Below are 24,162 nucleotides of genomic sequence, written 5' to 3'. Positions count from 1 at the left end.
GTTTTTCCCTTTGGTTGAAATCAGCCGCCCTACCCTTCGCGGAGCTCGTTGGCGAAAAGCTTAATAGCCGTGGGCATATCGCCGGTCTGCTTGAGCTTCTCAAACAGCCGCACTTTCTCGGTTTCCTCGGTGGTGTAGGTCACGTATTCTTCCTTGGACACCTCGATGGCGTAAACCTTCGACACGACCCCACCCAGGCTGATGAATACCTCCGTGTAGCGGCCCCGCGTGGCCTTGTTGTCGCGGTTGATGCTCAGCACCAGGTCTTTTTCCTTAGGCGTGAGCGAGAGCAGCGCCTGAATCTCATCGAAGCGGTTGATGAACTTGCGCTGGTCGAGCAGAATCTTGCAGTCCGAGTTATTGATGATGGCGTCCTTGACAATCTCGTTGCCGATGATGTCGTCGATTTCCTGGGTCACCACGATGGCCTCGCCGAAAAACTTGCGCACCGTCTTAAAGAGGTACTTGATGTAGGCGGCCATGCCGGGCGTGGTGAGGGCCTTCCAGGCCTCCTCAATCAGAATCATCTTCCGCACCCCTTTCAGCTTGCGCATCTTGGAGATGAAGGTTTCCATGATGATAAGCGTGACCACCGGAAACAGAATGGGATGGTCCTTAATGTTGTCCAGCTCGAACACGATGAAGGGAGCCTGCACGAGGTCCAGCTCTTTCTCGGAGTTCAGCAGGTAGTCATACTCGCCGCCCCGGTAGTAGGGCTTGAGCACGTAGATGAAGTTGTCGATGTCGAAATCCTTCTCCCGGACCTTCTCCTCCTCCAGAATCTTGCGATAAGGTCCTTTAACAAATTCGTAGAACGTGTTGAAGCTCGGCTTGATAAGCGCGTTGGCTTCCAGCATCACGTAATACAGACTCACGGCCGTGGAGAGCGATACGTACTCCGACTGGCTCACGCTTTCGTCGTCCTTTTTCCAGAGCGCCTGCAGCAGCGTTTTGATGGATTCCTTCTTCTCCACATCCAGCTTGCCCGAAATCAGGAAGGGGTTGAAGGCAATTGGGTCGTCCTCCTCGTAGGTGAAATACACCCCGCCCACCAGCTCACAGAGGCCCTTGTAGGAGTTGCCGGTGTCCACCAGCAGCACGTGCGCGCCCTGCTCGTAGTACTGGCGCACCATGTGGTTGGTGAAAAACGACTTGCCCGAGCCCGAGGGGCCGAGCACGAACTTGTTGCGGTTGAAGATGATTTGCTTCTTCATCGGCTCATCCGAAATGTCCACCAGCACGGGCTTGCCCGTAAGGCGGTCGGAAAGCTTAATGCCCTTGGTGGCCCCGGTGCTGCGGTAGTTGGTTTCGGAGGCCCAGAAGCAGACGGCCTGCTCGATGAAGGTGTAGAAGGTTTCCTCGCTGGGAAAGTCGCCCGCGTTGCCCGGAATGCCGCCCCAGTAGAGCGCGGCGATGTCCACGGTGTTCTGCCGGGGCTTGCAGTTCATGGCGTTGAAGGCGGCGTTGACCAGCTTGCGCACCTCGGTCAGCTCCTCCTCGTGCCGGCCCCAGGTGAGCACGTTGCAGTGCACCCGCACCGGCCGGCGCTTGTGGGCAATCAACTCATTCAGAAAGGCATTGTAATACTCGAAGTTGATGGCGTTCTGCCGCGAGTAGAGCGAGAGCGAGTTGAGCCGGTCCTTCTTCTGCTCGAAGGTTTTCACCGTCTTGGTGGTGTTATCCAGGAACACGTACTGGTTCAGGATATGGTTGGCACCCAGCAGCAGCCCCAGCGGGGCGGCGAAGCTGATGGGGAAGTCCGAGTACTCGGTGCTGTATTGCTCGTAGCGAATGTCGGTTTCCACCGACGTGGGCAGGTCATCGAGGTTGGCCACCGAGAACATCTGGCAGAACTCCGCCCCTACTTTCAGCCCTTCGGTCAAGTCGAGGTCGACCTGCAGCGCCTGGTCGGACAGGTCCAGCGCCAGGTACTTTTCCAGCAGCCCGGCCTTTTCGGCCGTACCGGCCAGCTCATCCGAGGTCAGCCGGTGCGAGCGGATGTAGGGCGCGTTGGTGGGTCCCACTCCTTCCAGCGTGCGTACGAACTGGCCCACATTGTCGAAAAAGCTTTCCAGCACCTTGGTGTCGAGCATGTCCTTGGGCACGATGTTGCGCCGGGCCAGCAGCCCCGAGGTGCTGCCCCAGTTGGGCCGCTCCGACGAGGTTTTGGTGATGTAGAGGTAGCAGAAGTGGTTCAAGAACGGCCGCTCGTTGAAGTGGCGCTCGTAGGCTGAGGAAAGCAGCGTGCGCTCGGCCTCGAAGCCGGGGGCGTATTTATCCTCCACGTACCAGTCCTGCTTGTGCACCACGCAATGGTCGGGCAGCAGGCGCACGGCCTTCACGAAAGCCGCCTGCAGCTGGGCGTAATCGTCCCGGGAGAGGGTAAAGATTTCGGGCAAATCCAGTCGGAACGCCACGGTCACGTCCGCATTTTTCGAGATAAGGCAATCCTTCTCCACCTTGTAGATGGGCTGCTTGGATTCGAGGGAAACGGAGGGCAGAACCTTATTGCTCATAAGCTGAAGAATGCACCCAAACCAGCCGCTAGGCGCGGCTGGTCGGGTCCTCGTTGAGGCGTTGGAATAAGCGGCTGTGCCGGTTGGTGATGTACCTGGGCGAGGAGCGCCGGGCGGCGGCCTTCATCAGCCCGTGCTCGCCGTAGCGCCGGTTCAGGGCAAAGACCCCGGCCCACATGCCGCCCCCGGCCAGGAAGGTGACCAGCACGGTGAGCACCAGCGGCACGCCCAACAGGTAGCAGGTCACGAACAGGGCGAACACCAGCCCGATGCCGGCGGCCAGAAAGTAGATGTTGCTGCCCACCAGGCCCTTGAATTCGACGGGCTTGTTGATGCCGCGATTGAGGTCGTAGATGGGCATGGCGGCGGCCTAGAGGAAGAACGAGCGCACCACCGTGGCCACGATGACCAGGAAAATCATCGAGCCAAACCAGGACACGGCCGTTTTCTGCGTGTCCTGGTCGCCGGCGTTCCATTTGCCATACACCTTGATGGCTCCCACTAGGCCCAGCACCGCGCCGATGGCGTACATGAGCTTGGTCAGCGGGTCGAAGTAGCTGGTGACCTGGGTGGTGGCATCCTGTATGCCGGCCGTGCCATTGCCACCCCCGGTCTGGGCGTAAAGCAACTGCGAGCTGAGGAGTAGGACCGCGAGGGCCAGCGAGGTAATGAAGGGTTTCTTTGTCATGGCAATGGAAGTGGAATCGGGAATCTGAGAGGTTGGAAAGAAGCGCCGGCTACTCCTCGTCGGGGCCGAACAGGTCATCCAGTTCGGCGTGGTTGAGGGCCATCTGCCGGGCCATTTGCTCGGCCAGGCTGGTGCCGGCCAGCTCGATAGGCTGTGCAGGCTGTTGGCCGGTTTGCAGCAGGGTCAGGTATTCGGCGACCGAAGCAGCGGCCACCAGCTTGGGCGGGTCCACAGGGACAATGTCTAGCCGCGAGGCCACCGGCTCATCGAATGTGGCCAGCGGCTTGTAGCTATCCGCCATTGGGGCTAGCTGCACGGTTTCGGGCTCCAGTACCCCATCAGCGGCCGTATCTGCAGTCACAGGCTCCGTGGGCAGGCTGTGAGCTTCGCGCCGGACCAGCGCAGCCAAGTGCTCATCGGCTTGGTCGGCTTCTTCGGTGCGATTCTCATCCTGCGCCTGCGCCTCGTCACCCGCGGCGGCCGATGCCTCCATCGGGGCGGTGTCGCTGGTGCTTTCGTCGTGGCCAGTGGCCGTGCCGGTGGAATCGGGCAGCGCCCCGCTGACCAGCGGCTCGGCCGCTGCCGGCAGGTTCTGGTCCGCCCCGGCTTCGGGACGTTCCGCGTTATCGGCGTCTTCCTGGGTTTCCGTGGCCACTGGCGTGACTTTTACAAAGGCTGAGGTGGGGCGCACAAGCGAGGGAGGCGCCACCACGCTGCTGCTCGCGCCGGCGAGCTGGGCACCGGCCATTTTTTTGCCCGGCGTCAGCAGGGCCGTGAGTTCCGCCCGGTAGTAGAGCAGGCCCACCACCAGGTAGTAGAGAAGAACCACAACCAAAACGAAAAGGCCAAACTGGCCCCAGGAATAGGCGCTGAGCATCGCGGGGAAATAGCGTGGCACCCCAGGCCGACCGGCCCGGGCGTGAACTTGCCAAACCGTGATTTGACGCTACAAACCTATCCGGGCTATAAACCGCTTGGGTAGAAAGTTGACGAATGGTTAGAATTCAATGGTGAGGTGCAGCCCCGACACACGAACGGCACGCAGCTCCGGGGGTAAAACCGGGCTGCGTGCCGTTGAAATGGCCATTGGGGCGGGGACTAGCCCACCAGGTGAATGCGGTTCTTCAACTCGTCCTTGCACGAGCGGCTCACCGGCACGTACTCCTTGCCCAGCAGCACGCTGCTTTCCTCGTAAGCCTGCACGTGGTCCAGATTCACGATGTGGGAGCGGTGGGTTTTGAAAAACTGGTCGGGCAGCTTCTGCTCCAACTCCTTCATCGTGGAGTCGAACACGAAATTCTCCCGTACCGTGTGCATTCGCACGTAGTTCTGCAGGGCCTCGAAGTAGAGAATGTCGGCGAGCAGCACCTTGACGTGGCCGGAGCCCTTGCGCACGAACAAGTAATCCTTGAACTTGGGGCAGCGCTCAGCCGGCCCCAGTACTTCCGTGCCGGCAGCATTGGCGGCATCTAAAACAGGGCCGGTGGGCCCGGCCTGGTAGGCGTTGTAGAGGGCCAGCTCCACCTGCACCCGCAGGGAGTCATCGGTGAAGGGCTTGACCAGGTAGCCGTAGGGCTGGGCCAGCTTTGCGCGGTTCAGGGTGTCGGCGTCGGAGCGGGCGGTGAGAAATACCACGGGCACGGCAAACTGCCGGCGAATGAGCAGGGCGGCCGCGATGCCGTCGCAGTCGCCGGCAATATTGATGTCCATCAGCACCAGCTCTACGGGCTGCGTGGCCAGCACGCGCAGGGCCTCATCGCTGTTGTCGACGGGTTCGAGCGGGGTGTGCCCCAGCCGAACCAGCGTGCGTTCTATCTCGGCGGCAATAAGCAATTCATCTTCAACTATGAGAATGGTAGACATAGGGTGGGATAAGGGGCATGCCGCGTGGCTCGTCATTCACGAGTAACCTCCATGCGTGTGCCCGTGGGAAAGGAACCGGTCACCGACAGCTTCGCTTTCAGCTGTTTGGTGAGCGTGCGGACCAGCTGCATACCCAGGGAGTGGGCCTTCGCCGGCGCGTCCTGGGCCGGCATTCCGGCCCCGTCATCGGCGATGGTGAGCTGAAAGCCGGTGGGGCGGCTGGCGAAGGAAACGTGCAGGTTGCCCTGGGCAAGGTCCTGAAAAGCGTGCTTGTACGCATTGGTCACCATTTCGTTGACCACCAGTCCCACCGTGCTGGCCTCTTTGGGACTCATGATTACCGGGGCCAGGTCCGTACTCAGCTGGATAGCTTGCTCGGGCTTAGTAAGCGCCGTTTTCAGAGAATCAAGCAGTTCGCGCAGGTACTGGTCCATGCGCACTTCGGCCAGATTGTCGGCTTGATATAAGAATTCATGTACCATGGCCATGCTCTGAATTCTGTCCCGGCTGGCGGTTAGCGCGGCCACCAGGGCAGGCTCGGGCAGGGTGCTGGCCTGCCAGCCCAGCAGGCCGCTTACCAGTTGCAGGTTATTTTTCACCCGGTGGTGAATTTCCTGCAGCAGCACCTCCTTTTCGGCTACGGACCGGCAGTTGGCCTGATTGGCCACGGCCAGCAGGGCTTTTTGCCGCCGCAGCCGCCAGTACAGCCAGCTGCCCACCCCGATGGTCGTGGTCAGCCCGCCCAGCAGCAGCCACAGCGAGTGCAGCTGCGCCCGCTGGCTGCGCTGCTCAAACTCGGCGGCCCGCTTCTGCTCCGTCAGCAGCTTCACGTCGTAGCGCACCTGCAGCTGGGCTAGGGCCTGCGCCTTGTCTCCGTTGAACAGAGAATCGCGCAGGTCCTGGGCCCGGTTGTCGAGGTCGAAGGAGCGGCGCATCCGGCCCTGGTCGGCGTGCGCCCAGGCCAGGTTGGCCAGCGCGTCGGCCTCGTAGTCGGGCATCTTCAGCTCGCGGGCCAGGGTGAGGGCCAGTTCCGCCATCCGCTGCGAGACGGCCGGCTGGCCTTGCAGCCGGTACACACGGGCCAGTGCCAGGGCCGAGCTGGCGGTCTGGGGCCTAAATCCGTGGCGCTGCATGATGCGCAGGGCCCGGTTCATGTTCGTCGCCGCTGAATCCAGCGTGGCCGTGGTCTGGGGCTTAATCATGGCGTACACCTCGCCCCGGAACTGGTACACGTAGCCCAGGCCCCGGGCATCCTTGGCGCGCTGCATGTAGGGCAGGGCCCGGGTCGCATAGTGCAGCACCGAGTCGTAGCGCTGCATCACCAGAAAGGTGTTGGCCAGGTTGAGCAGCAGCCCGCCCCGCTCGCGGGGTGGAACGTTGCCCACGGCTCCTTGCTGCTGGTAGGCCTGCCGCATGTACTTCAGGCCCCCGGTCACGTCTTTGGTATCCACTGATACCAGGCCCATGCACTGCGTGAAGCGCCATTCGTCGGGTAGCCGGTGCACCCTGGCCACGCCGGCGCCTTCCTGGCTGTACTGCATGGCGGCCACGTAGTCGGCCGCCCGCTCACAGTTCACCACCAGCTGGTACAAGCCATCGGCCACGCGCGGCCAGTCCCGCCGGTGGCGGGCCAGCTGCACGGCCTGCTCCCCTACCCGGCGGGCCTCCGGCTCATCCTGCGCAAATAGCGCGTCACTTAAAGCGCGTAACGTCTGAAACCGGACCGAGTCCGGCAGTTGCCGCCGCCGGGCCACTTCGCGCAGCGAGTCAACGGTGGCGCTGTCCCCGGGCGAAGCCAGGCTGTTTTCGGCCGGCAAACCAGTTGCGCGGGCTACCGTACCGGCCCACAGCAGGGCCAGCACGGTCAAACGCTTACCGCCCGCCACGTCGCTTCGACGCACCTTGGGGGCTGGAAATGGAAGTACTGCTGTTGCGCATTGCTGGTAGAGAATAGGGCCCCTCCCCTACCCTGCCCAGGTGGGCCGGCAGCGGAGGGGATAGTTTGAAATAGGGAAGGAAGAACCGACCGGCCCAAAATGGCGCCGCGCCGGCGAAATAGCCCCTAACGGATACGCTTACTTTTTGGGCGACATCATCTGGCGCAGTTGCCGCTGAAACGCTTTCTGAATCTGGGCCTCGTTCGCCGCCTTGAACTGGGCGAGGATGTTGTGAATAACATCAGTCGAGGAGGCTCCCCCACCCAGCAGCAGGCCCATCTGCTGGAAAAACTGCTGGTGGCTGGCCGTGATGCGAATCTGAAAGGTCTTCTTCTCCGCCGAATCGGCAAAGAGGGAAGTCAGGTCCAGCTTATCCTTGCCGTCCCCCGTGGCAGCTGGCGTCGGCGCAGCTTCCACTGCCACCGCCTCTTCTTCCTCCTCATCTGCAACGGGTAGCACAGCCGCCGGAGCTGCCGGCGGTGCCGGTGCCACCACGGCAGATGCTTTTTCTCCCTTTGGTTCTACTGGCACTGCCCTGGCGGATGGCTCGGGAGCCGCAGCAAGCTGAGGCGCGGGCTCCGTGGTGGCAATGGGTGCGACTGGCACCGACGGTTCCGGTTTTGCTGCTGGGACCGGGGGCGCGGCTTCGACGGGCACCGCTGCTGCATCCGGGGCCGTAGTCGCCGGGGTGGGAGTAGCCTCCGGGGCCGGGGTGGGCAGTACGAAGGGCTGACTGGTCCCCATGTGGCTGATGGCCGCGACGGAGCCCGTCAGGCGGGCCAGCTCAGCCATTTGTTCTTCCGGGGTGAGTTTAGGTTTCTTGGTGGAGGCTTTGGCCATGATGAAGGAGGATGCAGGCTTGAAATTTTAAAGGAAAAGCAGCGGCGGATGGGCCGTGAGGCTACGCGCCGGGGGCTGACTCGACAGCCGGGGCCGTAAACGCAATGGTTTTACCCGAGGGCGTAACGGCCCCCTCGCCTACCACGAGGGTGAGGATTTCCAGAATGAGCTGGCCCAGGCCAAGGCGGTTGAGGTCACGCTCCGGCAGCGGAAACATCGTGGAGCGGTTTTCCTTGTAGGTCATCAGCAGTTCCACCCGGCTCTTGAGCAAGGGCAGGCCCTTCTCCTGAAACAGCTCCTCCGTCTTATCATAAATCCCCTTCTTCTCGGACTTCACGAACTTGTTCCAGAAGGCGTAGAAGCCCAGCAGGTTGGAGTCTTCATCGCGAGACTGCACAAACTGACCCAGGATGCCCATGTAGGACATGGTGGAGGCAATCGAGCCCTTGTCAGGCTCAATCGGCAGAAAGATGTAATCCACCAGCCGTAGCAGTTCGGGGAGCCCCACCACGTTCACCGTGCCGGGCGTATCCACCAGGATGAAATCATAGTCCTGCTCAAACAATCCCTCGATGGAACTCACGGCTTTTTCCACGCTGGAAATGATAACCGGATACGGCGGGATGCCCTGCTTCAGCAGGCGGGCCTGAAACGGCGCTTCCGACTGCAGCCGGTTCTGCTCTTCAAGGCGGTAGGCGTGCAAGGAGTTTTGCGGGTAGTCGCAGTCCACCATGGCCACCTTGTAGCCATAGTAGTAGCACAGCGCCGAGGCCATGTGCGTGCCGATGGTCGACTTACCAGCGCCCCCCTTCTGGGTGCAAATGCGAGTACGTGGGGTTGATTCATGCGAAGGGCCAGAGTGTTTGAAGATGTTAGATTGTTAGTTGCAAAGTGGCGTTGTGGCATAGCCACTTAGGTGCAATGGTGCAACACAATAAAGTTGCTTTGTTGCAAAAGGCAAAAGTTGCCTAGTTGCAAAGTTGCAAAACAACAAAGATTGGATGTGACAATGTTGTTTAGTTGTAATGTGGCGAAGGTAATTAGTTGTATTGTTGCAAAGCAACTTTATGGCAAAAATTTGTGAAGAAGCTGTGTGGTAAAGTTGCAAAGTTGTTTTGGTGTATTGGTGCAATTAACTAAACGCCCAAGCGCAATGCGTTCTGTCCTGTCTCAAGTTGTATAGTTGCAAAGGTGCAATGGGGTAATGTGGCAGAATTAACCAGAGATGACTCTATGTAGTAAAGGCAAAATTGTTGAGACCATAGGGTGTAAAGTTGCAAAGGGTTAAAGTTGCATTGTGGCATAACTCACTAAGCCTAGCCCTAGTCCTAGCACCGTGCAACGCCCCCGTTCCAATAGCTCGTTCATCGTCCAGCAAGCCATGTCATTGTCCGGACAAACTTCGTTTGCCCGATTCAATGACACCGCCAAGTTCGCAGGCTCACATGGCTTGGCTTGCTAGTTTAGCGTATAGCATCTAGTGAGTCAAAATTCTAAAGTAGTTTTAGTAAACCTCGGTAAGCTAATGTCCCGAGAATCATCATGGAACCAGATAAGCAAGCTGAAATTAGCGTTGAAGCAGGCCGTACTTTGCGTATTGACGTGCGGGTAAGTCCGGATGAGAAAAAGGATTTGCAGGCAAAAGCAACGGCCGCTGGCTACAAAAAAGTGTCGGCTTATTTGCGCGACGTAGGCCGGGGAGTTGAGGTCAAAGAAAATATCCCGCCGGAGCTGCGACGGCAACTGGTAGGTATCGGTACTAACCTGAATCAGATAGCTCGACTGGCGCAGGCTGGCAAGTCCTTTAGTTCCCACGAAGCCCAGTTAGTGCAGGCACTGGCCATTATCAGAGGGTACTTGGTATGATTGCAAAGACCACCACCGGTAATGACTTCGAGGGGGCGCTAACGTACGGTGCGGGGCAGCGGCAGGGCAAGGGCAAAGAGCCGGGCGAGGCTCCGCTTCTAGTCGTGGCTAATCTGATTCCGGGTAGTCCCAGGGAGATGGCGCAGGACATGCGGGCCGTCGCGGCCCAGAGTAAAAAGATTCAGAAACCAGTGTGGCATACGGTGCTCTCATGGAAGGCGGGGGAGGTGGTGAGCCAAGCGCAGAAAGTGGCGGCGGCTAAGCGCTACTGCGAACTGATTGGCGCGCCCATTGACCGGCACCAAGTGGTGGTGTATGAGCACCGGGATAAGCGGCACGCCCACGTTCACATCTATCTGAACCGGGTGCCGATTGATGGGGGACCGGCCCTGCGGACGGATAATAACTTCTACCGGCAGCCAGCCATTACGCGGCAGATAAGTCAGGAGCTGGGCATGGACCCTATTCCCGAGCGAAGGCGCAGCCTGCGGGCGCTGGACCCAACGAAGGAGGCGGCGCGGGAGCAGGTAAGCAGGACGTTGGAGCACTTACTCAGCCAACCTGATAGGGGAGGGGAGGAGTGGCTGACTTTACAATTGCAAAAAGAGATGATTGGGATTCGCTACACCCACGACAAGGGCGGCGTTTTACGCGGGGTGGGCTTTGAAACAAACGGCGTGGCGGTGAGGGGGCAGGAGGTGGGCTATAAAGGGGCGCAGCTGCGCGAAGCCCTGGCCGCGCCGATAGTGCAGGCCACGCTAGTGCCGGAAGCTGATTCTGCTCCCGCCGTGGTCGAACTACCCCCATTGCCAAGGCAAAGCAGACCGGAGCCGCCAAAGCACCCCCGCAGGAAAGGGCCTGCGCGTTGAGTTCTGGGCGGGGGAGTGGTTTGGTTCGTGTGGCCGATTTGCACCTCACCGCTGACTTTGAACCGCTCGTCAAATAATCCGCGTCGGGCGTTGCCGGCGGGGGTAAGTTGCTTGATTCACCAAGCGTTTCAAGCGATGGAAGACGAGAAAGGGTTACGGAAAATCATGGAGTTTATGCGCCTGTTTGCCATTGTGCTGATGGGCATTAACATCTACTATTACTGCTTCGGCTACTTCAAAAGCATGGGCTGGACACCGGCCGTGGTCGAGCATGTTCTGGAGAGCTTTACCAAAAATACCTTCCTGTTTAAGGCCAGCTGGGTGAGTAAGACGCTATCTGTGGTGTTCCTGCTGCTGAGCTGCCTCGGCACGCGGGGGCGGGCCAATGAAAAGCTCAAAGGGGCTTCGGTGGTGGGTTACGCGGTCATCGGGTTGGCGCTGATTTACGGGTCGGATATCGTGCGCAGCTTCGCGCTGGGGGCCGGGCTAACAACGGCGCTATATACCGGGCTGCTGTCGGCGGGCTTTCTGCTGCTGCTGAGCGCCGGGGCCTGGCTGAGTAGGTTGTTTAACAACGACCTGATGAAGGACATCTTTAACAAGGCCAACGAAAGCTTCCCGCAGGAGGAGCGGCTGATGGAAAACGAGTACTCGGTGAACCTGCGCACCGAGTACCAGCTGCGCGGCAAGAAGCACCACGGCTGGCTGAACGTGGTGAATCCGTTTCGAGCTACCATGGTGCTGGGCACGCCGGGCTCGGGCAAGTCGTTCGCCATTATCAACGAGTTCATCCGGCAGCACTTGGCCAAGGGCTTCTGCATGTACATCTACGACTACAAGTTTGACGATTTGAGCCGCATCTGCTACAACACGCTGCTGCGCCACCAGGACAAGTTTGATAAGCCCGTGGGCTTCTACGTCATCAACTTCGACAATCCTCGCAAGAGTCACCGCTGCAACCCGCTGCTGCCCGAGCTGATGACCGACATCGTGGACGCCTACGAGAGCGCCTCTACCATCATGCTCAACCTCAACAAGAGCTGGATTCAGAAGCAGGGCGACTTTTTCGTGGAGTCGCCCATCAACTTTGTGGCGGCCATTATTTGGTTTTTGAAGCTGTTTGAGAAGGGTAAATACTGCACCTTTCCCCATGTCATCGAGTTTCTGAGCCGCGACTACGAAGAGATTTTCCCGGTGCTGGCCTCGTACCCCGAGATTGAGAATCTGGTAAAGCCGTTCGTGTCGGCGTTCCAGAAAGATGCCATTGAGCAGCTGGAAGGCCAGATTGCTTCGGCGCGGATTCCGCTGGGCCGGCTGGCCTCGCCACAGCTCTACTGGGTGATGTCGGGCAACGATTTCACGCTTGACATCAACAGCAACGAGGAGCCCAAGGTCTTGTGCGTGGGCAACAACCCCGAGCGCCAGGCCATTTACGGGGCAGCGCTGGGCCTCTACAATGCCCGGCTAGTGAAGCTGGTGAACCAGAAGGGCAAGCGTAAATCGTCCATCATCATCGACGAGCTGCCCACCATCTACTTTAAGGGGCTGGACAACCTCATTGCCACGGCCCGCAGTAACAAAGTGAGCACCTGCCTGGGCTTTCAGGACTTCTCGCAGCTGGAGCGCGACTACGGCCAGAAGGAGGCCGAAGTCATTAAGAACACCGTGGGCAACGTGTTCAGCGGGCAGGTGTCGGGCAACAGCGGCAAGTGGCTGAGCGAGCGGTTCGGCAAAATTCTGCAGCAGCGCCAGAGTCTGAGCATCAATATGCGCGAAACCAGCACCAGCCTTTCGACTCAGATGGATAGCATGATTCCGGCCAGCACCATTGCCAACCTCACCCAGGGCAACTTCGTGGGCGCGGTGGCCGACAACTTCGGCGAGGAAATCGACCAGAAGGTGTTTCACGCCCGGATTCAGGTGGACGTGAAGGCGGTGGCCGCCGAGGCCCAGGCCTACCAGCCCATTCCCGACATTACCAGCTTTATTAACCCGGCGACGGGCAAGGACGAGGCCGAAGAGATGATTAAAGCCAATTTCAACCGCGTGAAAACCGAAGTGAAGGAGCTGTGTGCCCGGGAGTTGCTGCGCATCGGGCAAGACCCCACGCTACGGCACCTCATCAAGGAGAAAACGGAGAAATAGAGGTGTTAATGAGTCTTTTACTTTATTGCTAATTGCTCAATTGATTGTTCAACAGGATTATATTCAATTGCCATATCGAGCTTCAATAAATCTTTTGCTTTTTTTTCTAAAGCAGTAGATTCTTCAATCATTCGTCTGATGTAAGAGGCCGTATATGCTGATTCGATGTCAAAGACAATAAGTGCTCCGTACTCTTTTGTTTCGACGCGCGTGCATTGATTAGCCAAGTTAGATATGATTAGTTTTCTTAAGTATCTATCTTCTGGCATGTTTCTTATCTCTGCTTCAATCCAAAAGAAGTTATCTTTTCCTACTCTATTGATGCTGTTATCGAAAAAGACAAACTCTAAACTATCAATTGCACTAATAATTATTGATTTGTCTTTCAAATCCAAATCAATCTTTGAAAAACAATTGAAATCAATCAGTTTTATATCTCTTTCAGAATTGATATATTGATTTATAAAATTTATTACTTTACCAATTATTTTGAAATCAATATTCCACCTTTTAATCTCAATTTTAGCATTCACATAGCTTGAAAGTGTTTTGTTAAATGCTTTTATATTAAGCTCTATGATAGAACTGTGCCCATGTTGTGGTAAAATTTGCTTGGCTGAATTGACCTGAACGTAAGAGATTGCGAGAGGACAGCTAAAAAATATATTGTCAGTATCAATGAAGCCAGGGGCAAAGTAGTAAGCCTGATTTTCTGTCTTTTCTACTTTGAAAACAGGTCGTATAATAGTGCGTTTGACCTCGGGATTATGGTCATGCACGTAAACTTTTCCTAAGTCGGAAAAATTATCAATATGTAGAAAGCTGCCATTTGGGTTCATATATGAAATGGTGTTTTGGCTGGCTCTAGTATTAATCAATATGATGCTGAATGTAAATCATTAGAACAGTCTATTTTGCCCATCGTTGATTGTTGACGAAGGTGACTTTGTCGTAAACTGATTCTAGTGAGCGATAAATGCCTCTGGCTTCTGCAAATTCTTTCAAATGCCTGTTGCATCCTTTATCCCAACTCACAACCTCAATACTCCATCCGTGTTTGAGGGCTCTTTCTAATTGTTTAATAAAGCCCTTGCCGTTGAGATATCCACTTCCATCTCCTGTTAGTAATAGCATATGACTTGGTGCTTCGCTATCTAGGATTCTATTCGCCATCTGTAGTTGAATGGATTCATCCACAGCTATTTCGCCGCCTGAGGTTTGTCCGCGTTCTTGCTTTTCAACTTTAATATCTAGTTTAGAAAAGTAATTCCAGAGCGGGTCAGAGTTTGGTGGAATAGAACCACCTACATATGCGTAATCTACCGTTCGTGAATCAACAGCAAAATCAAACAAATTCTTTACGTGAATCCGAAAATCAAATTCATAACCAGGCTCTCGCATCTTGCAAACTTGTTGCCCCACAAGCCATATATTGGAATTGTCCCAAAATAAGTTAATACTCATAATCAAGTCGTTTTATCTAATGATGTTGTCAGTGCGAACATTGTTATTACTTCGCCTATAGCAATTCTGCTGCAGGGTAATCGCAAGTTAGTGCAGTTAAAGCAACACGGCTACTAAGTTGCTACTGGATGGACGCGCCTTGTCAGCTCTTTGTTACGCCGGCTTCATCAACCCACCCACGGGCAAGGACGAGGCCGAGGATTTGATTAAAGCCAACTCCAGCCGCGTGAAAACTGAAGTGAAGGAGTTGTGCGCAAGGGAACTGCTGCGCATTGGGCAGGACACCACGCTGCGGCACCTCATCAAGGAGAAGGCAGAAAAGTAAGGCCTGGACAGGTGGGCAAGCCGAACGGCGCGGAGTCAGGGTTAGCGCCCGGGCTCCGCGCCGTTCGTGTGTCCGGGTGGCACCTCACGGCCCAATTCCGGCCACTCGTCAACTTTCTTCCCATGGCCTGGTGGGGGCCGGTAGGTTTGCAGGGTCGAATTCCGGGCCGGTCGCGCCTGCGCCGGCCGGAAGGACAGCTTTTATTCACCTACCCATTTCTCCTATGGCTGAGCAAGATGAAGTGAATACCCCCACGCCGGAGCGCTGGTACCTGAGTGCGGTGCCGACCTCCAATGGCAACCTCAGCGGGCAGAGCCTGCAGCGGCAGCCCGCCGGGCACTCCCTCTATGAGATTCAGATAAATCCCGCCAACCCCAACCAGGCGGCGCTGCTGCCGGCCCCCGGCGCGGATGGCCAACTGCTGAATGCATTTGACCACGCCCTGATGCGGGCCTTTACCACTAACCGCCTCCCCGGCCGGGAGGATAAGTTTCTCACGGTAGAAAAGCCCACGCTGCTGGAAAAGGTGGGCGATAACTGGAAAATCACCGAGCAGGGCCGCGTGGGCTACAGCGCAACCGAACCCGAGCAGCGGTTGCTGGTATTTGGCCAGGCAACCCCACAATCTACTCAGCAAGCTGAATTGACGACGCGGGCCGAGGAACTGGCTGGCGAGGTGGCCACCACTAGCGGGGCAGTTCGTGCCGAGGCAGAAGCGGAACTGGAAGGGGTGGCCAACCGCGCGCAGCAAGGACCGGACGAAAGCCGGGCCACCTACGCGGATGCGTTACGAGACGAGGCCCGGGCAGAAGTAGCAGAAGGTGTCGCCGCGCCGGAGCGGCAACAACCGGTAGGGGAGGGGCCAGGCAGCGAGCAGCCGCCCCTGGTTCCTACACCCTTCCCGGATGCTGCGGCCACTGCGGAGCCGGTCGGGGAGCTGCGCATTACCTGGCAGCAGAAGGGCGAAGAGGTGGCCCCGCTGCTGGAAATGCGCGCCTACCTCGACCAGCTAAAAGAAGCCGGCGTGGCGGTGGGCGCTTTGCAGCTGGAGCGCGACCCGGCGGGCAAGCTCAGCGGCGGCTTCGCAGTTAGCTACGACCCCGAGTCGCACAAGCTGGGCCAGCTCGAAGCGGCCCTGCAGGGGTTTCGGCAAGTGGGGAATGGCGTGGCCGTCATGGAGAAGCCCGAGCAGGCGGCGGCCCGGCGGCAGGAAGCGGGCTACGATGACGACTACGAGCCGCAGCGTAGCAAGCAGGTGCGCGAAGCCTTCGGCGTGAAGCAGTGGGATGCGCTCAGCGCCCAGCTCTCGGCCGTGCCCAAGCACGCCCTCACCGCCCCGGAGCAGGTGCAGCAGGCGGCGGCCGAACAGCGGGTGCAGCTACTGGCCCAGCAGCAGGGCAAAACCACTGAGCAGGTCATCCGTGACGGCAAGAGCATCTTTGACATCGACACGAGTGGCAACCCCGCATCGGCGTTTCTGAAAAACTTCTATGCCCACCTGAACGGCGGCCCGAAGACCCGGCAGAATCTGGAAGTCGACTACGAGAAAACCCGCCAGGATTTGCAGGCCCGCCTGACCCGGCACGCCGGGGCGGCCCAGCCGGAGCTTTCGCCCGGCCCGCCAGCGCAGAGTGAAAAGCCGTTCAGCGTGGCGGCGGAACCCGTCATTGGCAATGCCGCCCGTCAGACCGTCGCGCGGTCGTCGGAGCCTGCGTTATTCAAAGCCGATGAAGTGCCGCAAAAGGTGTTGGCTTCCCTCGGCCTGAATACGGCGGAGTTAGCCGACAGCGGGCAGCTGCAAAAGTTGCTTAATGGCGAGAAAACGGACCTTTTGCCCATGCAGGTAGCGGGCAAGGAAGGCCAGGAGCCCGTGAAGTTCGAGGGCAAGATGTTGCTCCACCGCGAGGCCGACGGCACGGCTACGCTCAAAATGGAATTGCCCCAGGAAAAGCTGGTTATTCCCAACGAGATTGGCGGCCAGCCGTTCACGCCCGAGCAGCGCCAGCGCCTCGAAACTGAAGGCAACGCCGGCCTGGTTCGCGGCCTTAAGGACGAGCAGGGCCGCGAGTTCAACGGCTACGTGGCCGTGGATAAGGCCATGAACAAGGTCGTAGTGCTGCCCGAAAACAAGGTGACCCTGCACGACACCGTGGCCGGGGTCAAGCTCACCCCCGAGCAAAGCCACGACCTGCGCGAGGGCAAAGTAGTAGCGCTGGCTAACATGGCCAGCGGCAGCGGCGGGCAGAAGTTCGACGGCACCGTGCAGGTAAACGCCGCCAAGGCCTGCATTGAGGTGAAGCCCGCCGCCCACGAGCTGGCCCAGCGCCAAGCGCCGAAAGCCGAGCAGACGGTGAAGGCCACCACCCAGACCGTAGCCCCGGCCCCGGTCAAAACCGAAGCGCCCCAAGTGAAAACCCGGGGACCCCGTCACTAGCCGGGCCTCCCTCAAAACCGCCATTTCTCACCCTACAAGCCCGGAAGCTCGCTTCCGGGCTTCTTTTTTCTGCCTTCCATCCTTCGAATTAATCCGCATTACCATGGAACATGAACTCACCTTCCAGAAGATTAAGGAGCAGGTTGAGCTGCCCGAGCTGCTAAGCCACTTCGGCTACAACCTCAAAAAAGGCGAGCATTTGGGCAAAGGCAAATGGCACGTTTTTGAGGGCGATGATACGCTGGTGGTCTTCAAGGGCCGGGGCGGCGACTGGATGTATTTCAACGCCCAGGACGACCGCGACAAGGGCAGCGTCATCGACTGGATGAAAAACCGGGTCAGCTCCGACCGCATCGCCGGCCTTGGTCCGCTGCCGGGCCGCAACCTCTGGCAGTCAGTTAACGACCACTTCCGCGCCTACCTCAGCCTGCCCGAGGAGCAGCGCCCCCGGCTCGACCTGCCACCCATCGTGGAAACCGCGCCGGGGGAGAAATTCCATAGCATCTACACCCAGCACTGCCGGCCGCTCGAAAACACGGCCTACCTAGAAGGGCGCGGTATTACCAAAAGCACGATTGCCAACCCGCAGTTTGCGGGCCGCATCCTCAACCAGTTTCACACGGTGCAGAAGGAGGGACTGCCGGCCAAGACCTACGTCAATACGGCCTTTCCTGCCTACCACGAGGGGCGCGTAGTGGGACTGGAGCTGAAAGGGGAGGGCTTCAAAGGTCAGGCTCCCGAAAGCCAGTTCACCCGCTCGCTGTGGCTGAGCAGGCTGCCCGAGGGCCGGCCGGCGGCGGTGCTGGTCGTAAGCGAATCGGCCCTCGATACGCTTTCCTACGCGCAGCTGCATCCCGGTGAAAGCGCCCTATATGCCTCGACGGCCGGCACGCTCACCCAGAACAAGATTTTCGAGCTGAAGCGGCTGCTCAGCGAGGAAGGCATTCCGGTCATCCGAGCCGCTTTTGACAACGATACGCAGGGCCACCACTTCGATACCCGGCTGCTGGCCGGTCTGGCCAGCGAGCAAAACCCGATGAAAGTAGTCCGGGAGCACGAGCACCTGCTGACCGTCGAAATCACCGCCGCCCACCCGGCCGGCGTGCAGGCGCTCAGCCTGCACCTCAAAAGCTACAACGACCAGGCTACCCGGCAGTACGCCCAGGAAAACGGGGAGCCGGGCAATTCGGCCAGCAGCCAGACCCTGCGCGACGAGCTGATTCACTCCAACAAGCTGGGGGCCCACACCTACCAGTTTCACGTGCCGATGAGCCGGGAGGCGCTGGGGGCCTTTAATGAGGCGGCCAGCCAGACGTTGGGCTTTGAGCACCGGGTGGAGATTGTGAAAAGCCAGGGCAAGGACTGGAACCAGGACCTCAAGCACGACCAGCTGCAGCGGGTGGTGCAGCGCGAGCTGGGTGACATTGACGAGGACCAGTATGGCTTCGGCCAGCAGCACTGGAACAACCCACCCATCGAAGGCCAGGGCAAAATTGCGCAGCTGCACGAGGCCCAAGTCCTAGCCCGCAACCAGGGTGAGCGGCTGCTTGTAGTCGAGTTTCGGGAAAGCCGCGACGCCGTGGCGCTGCTGCCCGCCCTGCGGGAGAACCTCGAAAGGGTCGGGCTCACCATTGACCACGCCGTTAAGCTGGAAACCAATGCGCCCCGGGAAATTGCCACGGAGCTTACCCTGCGCTACCGGCTGGATTCGCCGCAGCTGCCGGCCATCAGCGACGCGCTGGATGCATTGCGGCTAAATCCCAGGGCCACTATGATTGAGCCGGTGCCGGATGCAATGGAGCGCCGGCAGCTTGCCGCCGCGCAGGAGCAGCTGCGGCAGGCCGGGCCCAAGCTGGTGCCCAGTGACTCGCCCGCCCACGACCAGGCCCGGCAATCGTTTATCGAAGCGGCGGGCCTGGTGGCCCGGGAGCTGCGTGAGAGCGCTGCCACACTGAACGCGGCCCGTTTGCAGGAGGTCAGCCGGCAGCTTCTGACCAAGCCGGCGCTGGAAGGTCTGAACCGGGAAAACGTGGAGAAGGTGCTGGCCGTGGTCGATAAGCTCGACACGTTGAAGGATAATCCTGCCGTGCAGCAGCTGCGCCAAGCCGTGCAGCAATTGGAGCAGCCTGCCCAGACGCAGCAAGTGCTGCAAAAGCCCCGACCTGGTCCCCGCTTGTAAGCCCGGCAACGCTGGCAATGCGGGCTTTCCCGTAGTTAGCCGCTCCATAACGGGGCGGCTTTTTTATACCCGGCAAGATAGTCCTCTACGTGACCGGTGGTAGAAGTAGGGCCAGTAGCTAAGGGTGGTGCCGCTGACACTACCTGTATTACCCCACCGCCCGCGACGGCGCTGCAAGTAGCTGTGGGAAAGGTTGGGGGCAATAACCCGCCACGACGGAGCAACTGGGCAGCAGAAAAAAAGGAGTGCCCAAGACTTGTTCGGGCACTCCTTTTCATTGTCAGTTAAGGGCCGCTTATTACAAAGCGGCGCGGCAAGCCTCCTCGCAACGACGGCAGGCGGCGGCGCATTCCTGGCAGTGCTGCATGTGCGAATGCTTGGCGCACTCATCGCCGCAGGCCTTACAGACTTCGGCGCATTCGCGCAGCAGGTGCTGGCCGTGAACAGAGCCGCGGGCAATCAGGCGGGCGGTGAGGGCGCAGATGTCGGCGCAGTCGCGGTCGAGGCTGATGCAGGGCACCATCATTTTTACGTCGGGCTCCTGCAAGCAGGCGGTGGCACACCACTCGCAGGCGGCCACGCAGGCAGTGAGGGCGTCGAGCAGATTCTGATGTTGATTGTTCATGGGTTGGGAGAATAAGAGCGTAAAAAATGAAATGAAAAAGTGCGTGGACCGGGTCTTTATTTTTTCACCAGGTCCATGCCGCACTTGGGGCACTTGCCGGGCTCGTTGGCGATGACCTCCGGGTGCATGGTGCAGGTATAGGTTTCGGCGGCCACGCCCGGCCCGGGGTTGCCAGCCGGTTTGGCCGTGCTATCCGAGGCGGCGGTGGAAGTGGCCGAGGTGGCGGTTTCGGCGCTGCCCTTATTATCGGAGCAGGCCGTGGTGGCGGCGAAGCTGGTGAGCACAAGGCCTAGAAACAGAAGCTTTTTCATGGGATAAAAATGGGGTGATTGAAAACAGGTGCCGGACCGCGGCCCCCAACGGATTACGGTTTGGATTGGAAGCCTACATGCTCATGCCATTCATGCTGTCGGTGGCGCCCTGGCGCAGGGAGTACTCGCTTTGCAGCAGGTAGGCCCCGGACACCACCACCTTTTCTCCAGCCCGCAGACCCGTTGTGATGGGTACACTGCTGGCCGAGCCCTCGCCCGTGCTCACCCGCACGCGGCGGTACTGCCGCTCGCCGGTCTGCGTCCAGAGGTAGCTGGCCTGCCCATCCCGAATCAGGGCTTCCACGGGCACGCGCAGCATGGTTTGGGCGGTGGCTGCCGTCGTTGGGGCATCGAGCAGCACGTTGGCCTGCGCCCCCGGCAGCAGGCGGCCGTTGGGGTTGGCCAGCTGAATGCGGGCGAGCGTAACCTGGCTGCCACCGTTAAGCTCGGGGCTGAGAAAGACGACGTTGCCCCGAAACGAGCCGGACTCCCCGGCCACCTGCACCCTGACGGCCTTGCCCAACGGCAGCCGGGCCACGTCCCGTGGATAGAGTTGTGCTTCGACCCAGACGGTGGACAGGTTGGTGAGCGTGACCAGCGGGCTGCCCTCGGTCACGTACTGGCCCTGCACCACGTCGAGGGTTTGCACGGTGCCGGTGGTCGGGCTGAAATACGTGACTACCGGGTTGGGCCGGCCCCGGGCGGCCAGTTGCTGCAGTTGGCCAGTTGTCATACCTAGCAGCCGTAGCTTCTGGCCCGCGGCCTCGGCAAATTGATGATAAGCCCCGCCCTGCTCGCGGCTTTGGGCCCGGGCCAGCAGGTATTCCTGCTGCAGGGCCTGCAGCTGTTCGCTGTATACGGAAAACAGGGGCGCGCCCCGATGCAACAGCTGTCCGGTCTGGCGCACGTACAAGTGTTCAATGCGCCCGGTCACCCGGCTGCTCACGCTCTCAGTTTGCAAAGCATCGGCGGTGATGGTGCCGGTTAGCACGGTGGGTGCGGGGCTTTCCGCAGGGTGGGTGCCGATGACCTGCGCGTGGATGTTGCCCAATAAGACCTGTTGCGCGGTCAGCGTCAGGTCCGCGCTGCTAGCCGACGCGCTGCCCGCAGGGGTCGGTTGAGCGGCCTGCTTCACCAGGTCCATGCCGCAGATGGGACAGAGGCCGGGTTTGGCTTGGTGTACCTGCGGGTGCATCGGGCAGGTGTACACGGCGGCGCTGGCGGCGGGCTTTATGGCTGCCGGGGCCGGCTTTATTGCAATCAGGGCCATGCCGCAGATAGGACACGGGCCGGGGGCTTCCGCGTGGACTTGTGGGTGCATGGAGCAGGTGTAATATACTTTCTCACCCACTGCCCCCGGGCTGGCGGGCTTGGTTTTCTGGCAAGCCGCGCTGCTCATTGCCACCAATAGCACCAGCAGCCAGCGGCCGGCCCAACGCGCAAATGGGTGTGGCCTAGTCATGGAGAGTGGAATTTGTGGTGGACGAGGTTTGCAGGAAGCTTTCGCTGTCGACCAAGTATTGGCCATTGGCAGCCACATCTTCCGTGCCGGTCAGGCCCTGCCGTACCAGTACTTGCGCGGCCGTGCGCTGGCCCACCTGCACCGTAATAGGCACGAAGGTGCGGCCGCGCCGCACAAAGGCTACCTGCCGGGTGCCCAGGTCCACGACGGCCGCGCGGGGCAGCCACCAGCCCTCATCCGCCGCGCTGGTTACGTGGGCCGTGAGTCGGGTGCCGCGCCGCAGCAGTCCCTGAGCATTGGGCAGGGACACGCGTATGGCCGGCGTGCTGGCTCCGGCCCGGTAGGTGGGCTCGACGAGTTCCACGCGGGCGGTGAGGGGATGAGTTGGGTCGCCATCCACAAGCACCCGCACCAGCTGGCCGGGGCGTAGCTGCGCGACTTCGCCGGGGCCGGGCTGAAACAGGCCCCACACCTGTGCGGTGTTCATTACCTGAAAAAGGGTTTGCCCGGTGCTCACGTAGCCGCCTTCCTGTAGCTTGAGCCCGGTGGTGGGAGCAGCAGTTGGAGCAGTTGTAGTTGCTGATTCGGCTCCTGAACCCATCGCTGATGCGCTGCTCATGTCACCACCGTCCGCTGAGGCACTGGCTTCGGCCATGCCGGATGGGGACGGCGTTGCGAATGATGCCGCCACCGTGTTTTCCACTAAGTACCCGTCGTAAGGGCTGAACACGGCTACCCGGTAGTCGGGGCGGCGGGTGCGGGCCAGGGCGCGCAATTGACTTTCGCTCAGGCCCAGCAGCCGCAGCTTTTGCCGGGCACCGTTGACCAAAACCGGGTTGTCGGCGTCATTACCGAGCAGGAAGATGTACTCCTGCTCGGCCGTCACCAGCTCGGGGCTGTAGAGCTCCAGCAGGGTCTGGCCGCGGCGCACGGGCTGATAGTTGAAGCGGACCCGCAGCCGCTCGATGCGGCCACTTACGCGGGCGGCCACCGCCCGGCTCCGGCGCGGGTCGTAGTCAACCACGCCGGGCAGGGTGAGGGTGTCGGCTGCAGCCCCGGAGGTAGGTCGCACCGTGGCAATGCCCGACACCACGGACCCGTTGGGCGAGGTAACCAAATGGGTTAAACCCGCGCCGGCCGTATCGGCGGCGACCTGGTTATCCCCGCTGGCCTTGGGCACCAGGTCCATGCCGCAGATAGGACATTGGCCAGGGGCGTCGCGCACGATTTGCGGATGCATCGGGCAGGTGTACAGTTGAGCGGCAGCCGTGGACACGGGTTGCGCGGGGGCCTGCGCGGCCGGGCCATGGGACTTGCCCTTGCAGCCGGCCAGCAGCGTAAGCAGCAGCACGCACCACGTCGCGTAGCGCCGCTTATTGCTCCAGTTCCTGGTCATAGCGCACGTGTAAGTTTAGGAGTTCGGTTTGGGTATCGAGGTACTGCAGGCGGGCCTGCAGCCAGGTTTCGAGGGCTTCGACCACGGCCGGCAGCTGGGCCGTATTCTGCTGGTAGGCCAGCAGCGTGACCTGGTAGTTCTTGCGCAGGGCGGGCAGGATGCCCTTCTCAAAGTTTTCGACCTGCTGGCGCTTGGTGCGCAAGTCCGATTGCAGGGTGGTGATGCGGCCGGCGGCTTCGGTGAGCAGGCTGGCCCGCTGCTGCTGCACGGCCTGCGCCTCGTAGCCCAGAGCGGCGGTGTTGGCCTTGTACTCGCGGGACGCCCACGGGGCAATGGGGATGGACACCATGCCCATGACGGTGAACTGGTTGGGAGTGACGCCGAGGCCGTTCATGTGGTCGTAGCGCACCCCAAAGTCGGGCCGGCGGCGGTTGGCTTCCACGTTCTGGTTGAGCCGAAGCACGGCCAGCGAGCGGTCGAGGCTGCGCACGTCGCTGCGCCGGCGGGCCAGCGCGGCCGTGTCCGGGTAGGGTCCGGCAAACGCGGTGGGCAGTAGGGTGTCCACGGCAAACTCGCCCTCCGGGTCGCGGGCCATCAGGGTGTTGAGGGCAATGGTGCTCTGGCGCAGCTGCCCGTAGAGCTGCTGGTGGTCGTTGCCGTGCATGGCCACCCGCGCCTGGGCCTGGTAGATGCTGGCGAGCGTGCTTTGGTTGTAGGGGTAGCGGGCTTGCGCAATTTTGAGCAGGAACTCCAGCAGGCCGATGCTTTGGTCGAGGACGCCGAGCTTCTTTTCCAGCAGGACGCGGCCGTAGTAGAGGCTGCGGGCCTGGGCCCGTAGCTGGTTGAACATAGCCGTCTGGTCGGCCTGGTCCACGGCGGCCTGGCCGGCCAGGTACTCGCGCTTGGCGCGCTGCTTAGCGGGGTTGGGCAGCATCTGCTCCACGGACACCATTTGCATGCCCTCGCCCTGGCCGTTGTTCACCTCCTTGATGGGCCGCTGATTGTAGGGCGTCATCCAGTAGCCGGCGCTCACCTTGGGCGCTTCCCAGCTGCGGGCCCCCGCCACGGCGGCCTGCTTGGCCTGGGCGCGGTAGCCGTACTGGCGCAACGCCGGATTGCGGCCCTCCACGGCCCGCAGCACCGAGTCCAGCGGCAGCACCTGCTGCGCTTGAATGGGCCGTGTAGCCAACGTGAGCAGGGCGAGGAACCAGAATAGGTTGAATGCTTTCTTCATGATTCTCA

21 protein-coding genes are annotated in these 24,162 nt (G+C 60.1%); 6 read left to right on the top strand and 15 right to left on the bottom strand.

The features are described from left to right. Nucleotides 1–29: 29 nt before the first annotated feature. From PK28_RS18365 to PK28_RS18330, 8 genes are all read right to left on the bottom strand, one after another. Complete coding sequence (locus PK28_RS18365; RefSeq protein ID WP_044518333.1) at nt 30–2,516, bottom strand: TraG family conjugative transposon ATPase; 2,487 nt, start codon at nt 2,514–2,516, stop codon at nt 30–32. 28 nt (nt 2,517–2,544) lie between these two features. After that, nucleotides 2,545–2,877 carry a DUF4133 domain-containing protein gene (locus PK28_RS18360; protein WP_044518331.1) on the bottom strand — a complete coding sequence of 111 codons (333 nt, stop codon included), beginning with the start codon at nt 2,875–2,877 and terminating at the stop codon, nt 2,545–2,547. A gap of 9 nt (nt 2,878–2,886) precedes the next feature. Continuing rightward, nucleotides 2,887–3,204 carry a DUF4134 domain-containing protein gene (locus PK28_RS18355; RefSeq protein ID WP_044518329.1) on the bottom strand — a complete coding sequence of 106 codons (318 nt, stop codon included), beginning with the start codon at nt 3,202–3,204 and terminating at the stop codon, nt 2,887–2,889. Between the two features lie 49 nt (nt 3,205–3,253). Next, the gene (locus PK28_RS18350; RefSeq protein WP_044518327.1) at nt 3,254–4,081 is read right to left on the bottom strand and encodes a hypothetical protein; all 828 of its coding nucleotides are present in this window, start codon (nt 4,079–4,081) and stop codon (nt 3,254–3,256) included. A 221-nt stretch (nt 4,082–4,302) separates the two neighbouring features. Further along, nucleotides 4,303–5,067, bottom strand: coding sequence for a LytTR family transcriptional regulator DNA-binding domain-containing protein (locus PK28_RS18345; RefSeq protein ID WP_044518325.1), 765 nt, complete (start codon nt 5,065–5,067; stop codon nt 4,303–4,305). A gap of 32 nt (nt 5,068–5,099) precedes the next feature. Next, on the bottom strand, nt 5,100–6,968 hold the full coding sequence (locus PK28_RS19420) for a sensor histidine kinase (RefSeq protein ID WP_156126583.1): 1,869 nt from the start codon (nt 6,966–6,968) through the stop codon (nt 5,100–5,102). A 174-nt stretch (nt 6,969–7,142) separates the two neighbouring features. Further along, nucleotides 7,143–7,844 carry a hypothetical protein gene (locus tag PK28_RS19415; protein ID WP_048826628.1) on the bottom strand — a complete coding sequence of 234 codons (702 nt, stop codon included), beginning with the start codon at nt 7,842–7,844 and terminating at the stop codon, nt 7,143–7,145. Nucleotides 7,845–7,905: 61 nt separating this feature from the next. Next, entirely contained in the window at nt 7,906–8,619 is a 714-nt protein-coding gene (locus PK28_RS18330; protein ID WP_044518323.1) for a ParA family protein, read from the bottom strand. Between the two features lie 767 nt (nt 8,620–9,386). On the opposite strand from PK28_RS18330, the gene PK28_RS18325 reads away from it, so the two are divergent. The 3 genes from PK28_RS18325 to mobC all read left to right on the top strand — a co-directional run bounded on the left by PK28_RS18325 (nt 9,387) and on the right by mobC (nt 12,724). Continuing rightward, nucleotides 9,387–9,710, top strand: coding sequence for a plasmid mobilization protein (locus PK28_RS18325; protein ID WP_048826626.1), 324 nt, complete (start codon nt 9,387–9,389; stop codon nt 9,708–9,710). After that, nucleotides 9,707–10,579 (top strand): relaxase/mobilization nuclease domain-containing protein, encoded by an 873-nt coding sequence (locus PK28_RS18320; RefSeq protein ID WP_048826624.1) that lies wholly within the window; start codon nt 9,707–9,709, stop codon nt 10,577–10,579. Before PK28_RS18325 ends, PK28_RS18320 begins: the two co-directional genes overlap by 4 nt. Nucleotides 10,580–10,714: 135 nt before the next feature. Further along, nucleotides 10,715–12,724, top strand: a complete 2,010-nt coding sequence (mobC, locus tag PK28_RS18315) for a conjugal transfer protein MobC (RefSeq protein WP_044518321.1) — start codon at nt 10,715–10,717, stop codon at nt 12,722–12,724. Between the two features lie 17 nt (nt 12,725–12,741). Here mobC and PK28_RS18310 read toward each other — a convergent pair whose 3' ends face one another. Both PK28_RS18310 and PK28_RS20650 read right to left on the bottom strand, forming a co-directional pair. Beyond that, nucleotides 12,742–13,563, bottom strand: a complete 822-nt coding sequence (locus tag PK28_RS18310; RefSeq protein ID WP_044518319.1) for a hypothetical protein — start codon at nt 13,561–13,563, stop codon at nt 12,742–12,744. A 70-nt stretch (nt 13,564–13,633) separates the two neighbouring features. Further along, complete coding sequence (locus tag PK28_RS20650) at nt 13,634–14,188, bottom strand: NYN domain-containing protein (protein WP_156126582.1); 555 nt, start codon at nt 14,186–14,188, stop codon at nt 13,634–13,636. A gap of 139 nt (nt 14,189–14,327) precedes the next feature. Here PK28_RS20650 and PK28_RS18305 point away from each other — a divergent pair, with 139 nt between their 5' ends. From PK28_RS18305 to PK28_RS18295, 3 genes are all read left to right on the top strand, one after another. Then, nucleotides 14,328–14,513 carry a hypothetical protein gene (locus PK28_RS18305; RefSeq protein WP_044518316.1) on the top strand — a complete coding sequence of 62 codons (186 nt, stop codon included), beginning with the start codon at nt 14,328–14,330 and terminating at the stop codon, nt 14,511–14,513. Nucleotides 14,514–14,736: 223 nt separating this feature from the next. Further along, nucleotides 14,737–16,947 carry a DUF3945 domain-containing protein gene (locus tag PK28_RS18300; protein ID WP_044518314.1) on the top strand — a complete coding sequence of 737 codons (2,211 nt, stop codon included), beginning with the start codon at nt 14,737–14,739 and terminating at the stop codon, nt 16,945–16,947. A gap of 103 nt (nt 16,948–17,050) precedes the next feature. Next, entirely contained in the window at nt 17,051–19,126 is a 2,076-nt protein-coding gene (locus PK28_RS18295) for a toprim domain-containing protein (protein ID WP_044518313.1), read from the top strand. 298 nt (nt 19,127–19,424) lie between these two features. Here the strand turns inward: PK28_RS18295 and PK28_RS20020 are convergent, their stop codons facing one another. The 5 genes from PK28_RS20020 to PK28_RS18270 form a co-directional block, all read right to left on the bottom strand. Next, on the bottom strand, nt 19,425–19,751 hold the full coding sequence (locus PK28_RS20020; protein WP_071885195.1) for a four-helix bundle copper-binding protein: 327 nt from the start codon (nt 19,749–19,751) through the stop codon (nt 19,425–19,427). 56 nt (nt 19,752–19,807) lie between these two features. Next, nucleotides 19,808–20,062, bottom strand: coding sequence for a heavy metal-binding domain-containing protein (locus PK28_RS18285; RefSeq protein ID WP_044518308.1), 255 nt, complete (start codon nt 20,060–20,062; stop codon nt 19,808–19,810). 73 nt (nt 20,063–20,135) lie between these two features. Then, nucleotides 20,136–21,524 carry an efflux RND transporter periplasmic adaptor subunit gene (locus PK28_RS18280; RefSeq protein ID WP_197070542.1) on the bottom strand — a complete coding sequence of 463 codons (1,389 nt, stop codon included), beginning with the start codon at nt 21,522–21,524 and terminating at the stop codon, nt 20,136–20,138. Further along, the gene (locus PK28_RS18275) at nt 21,517–22,920 is read right to left on the bottom strand and encodes a heavy metal-binding domain-containing protein (RefSeq protein WP_044518306.1); all 1,404 of its coding nucleotides are present in this window, start codon (nt 22,918–22,920) and stop codon (nt 21,517–21,519) included. The genes PK28_RS18280 and PK28_RS18275 overlap by 8 nt, the downstream gene beginning before the upstream one ends. Next, nucleotides 22,898–24,154, bottom strand: a complete 1,257-nt coding sequence (locus tag PK28_RS18270; protein ID WP_048826619.1) for a TolC family protein — start codon at nt 24,152–24,154, stop codon at nt 22,898–22,900. The genes PK28_RS18275 and PK28_RS18270 overlap by 23 nt, the downstream gene beginning before the upstream one ends. Nucleotides 24,155–24,162 lie beyond the last annotated feature (8 nt).

It is taken from the genome of Hymenobacter sp. DG25B, assembly GCF_000801315.1.
Classification (GTDB): Bacteria; Bacteroidota; Bacteroidia; order Cytophagales; family Hymenobacteraceae; genus Hymenobacter.
Note: the sequence above shows the minus strand (reverse complement) of the source record. Positions and strands in the feature narration are given on the sequence as shown.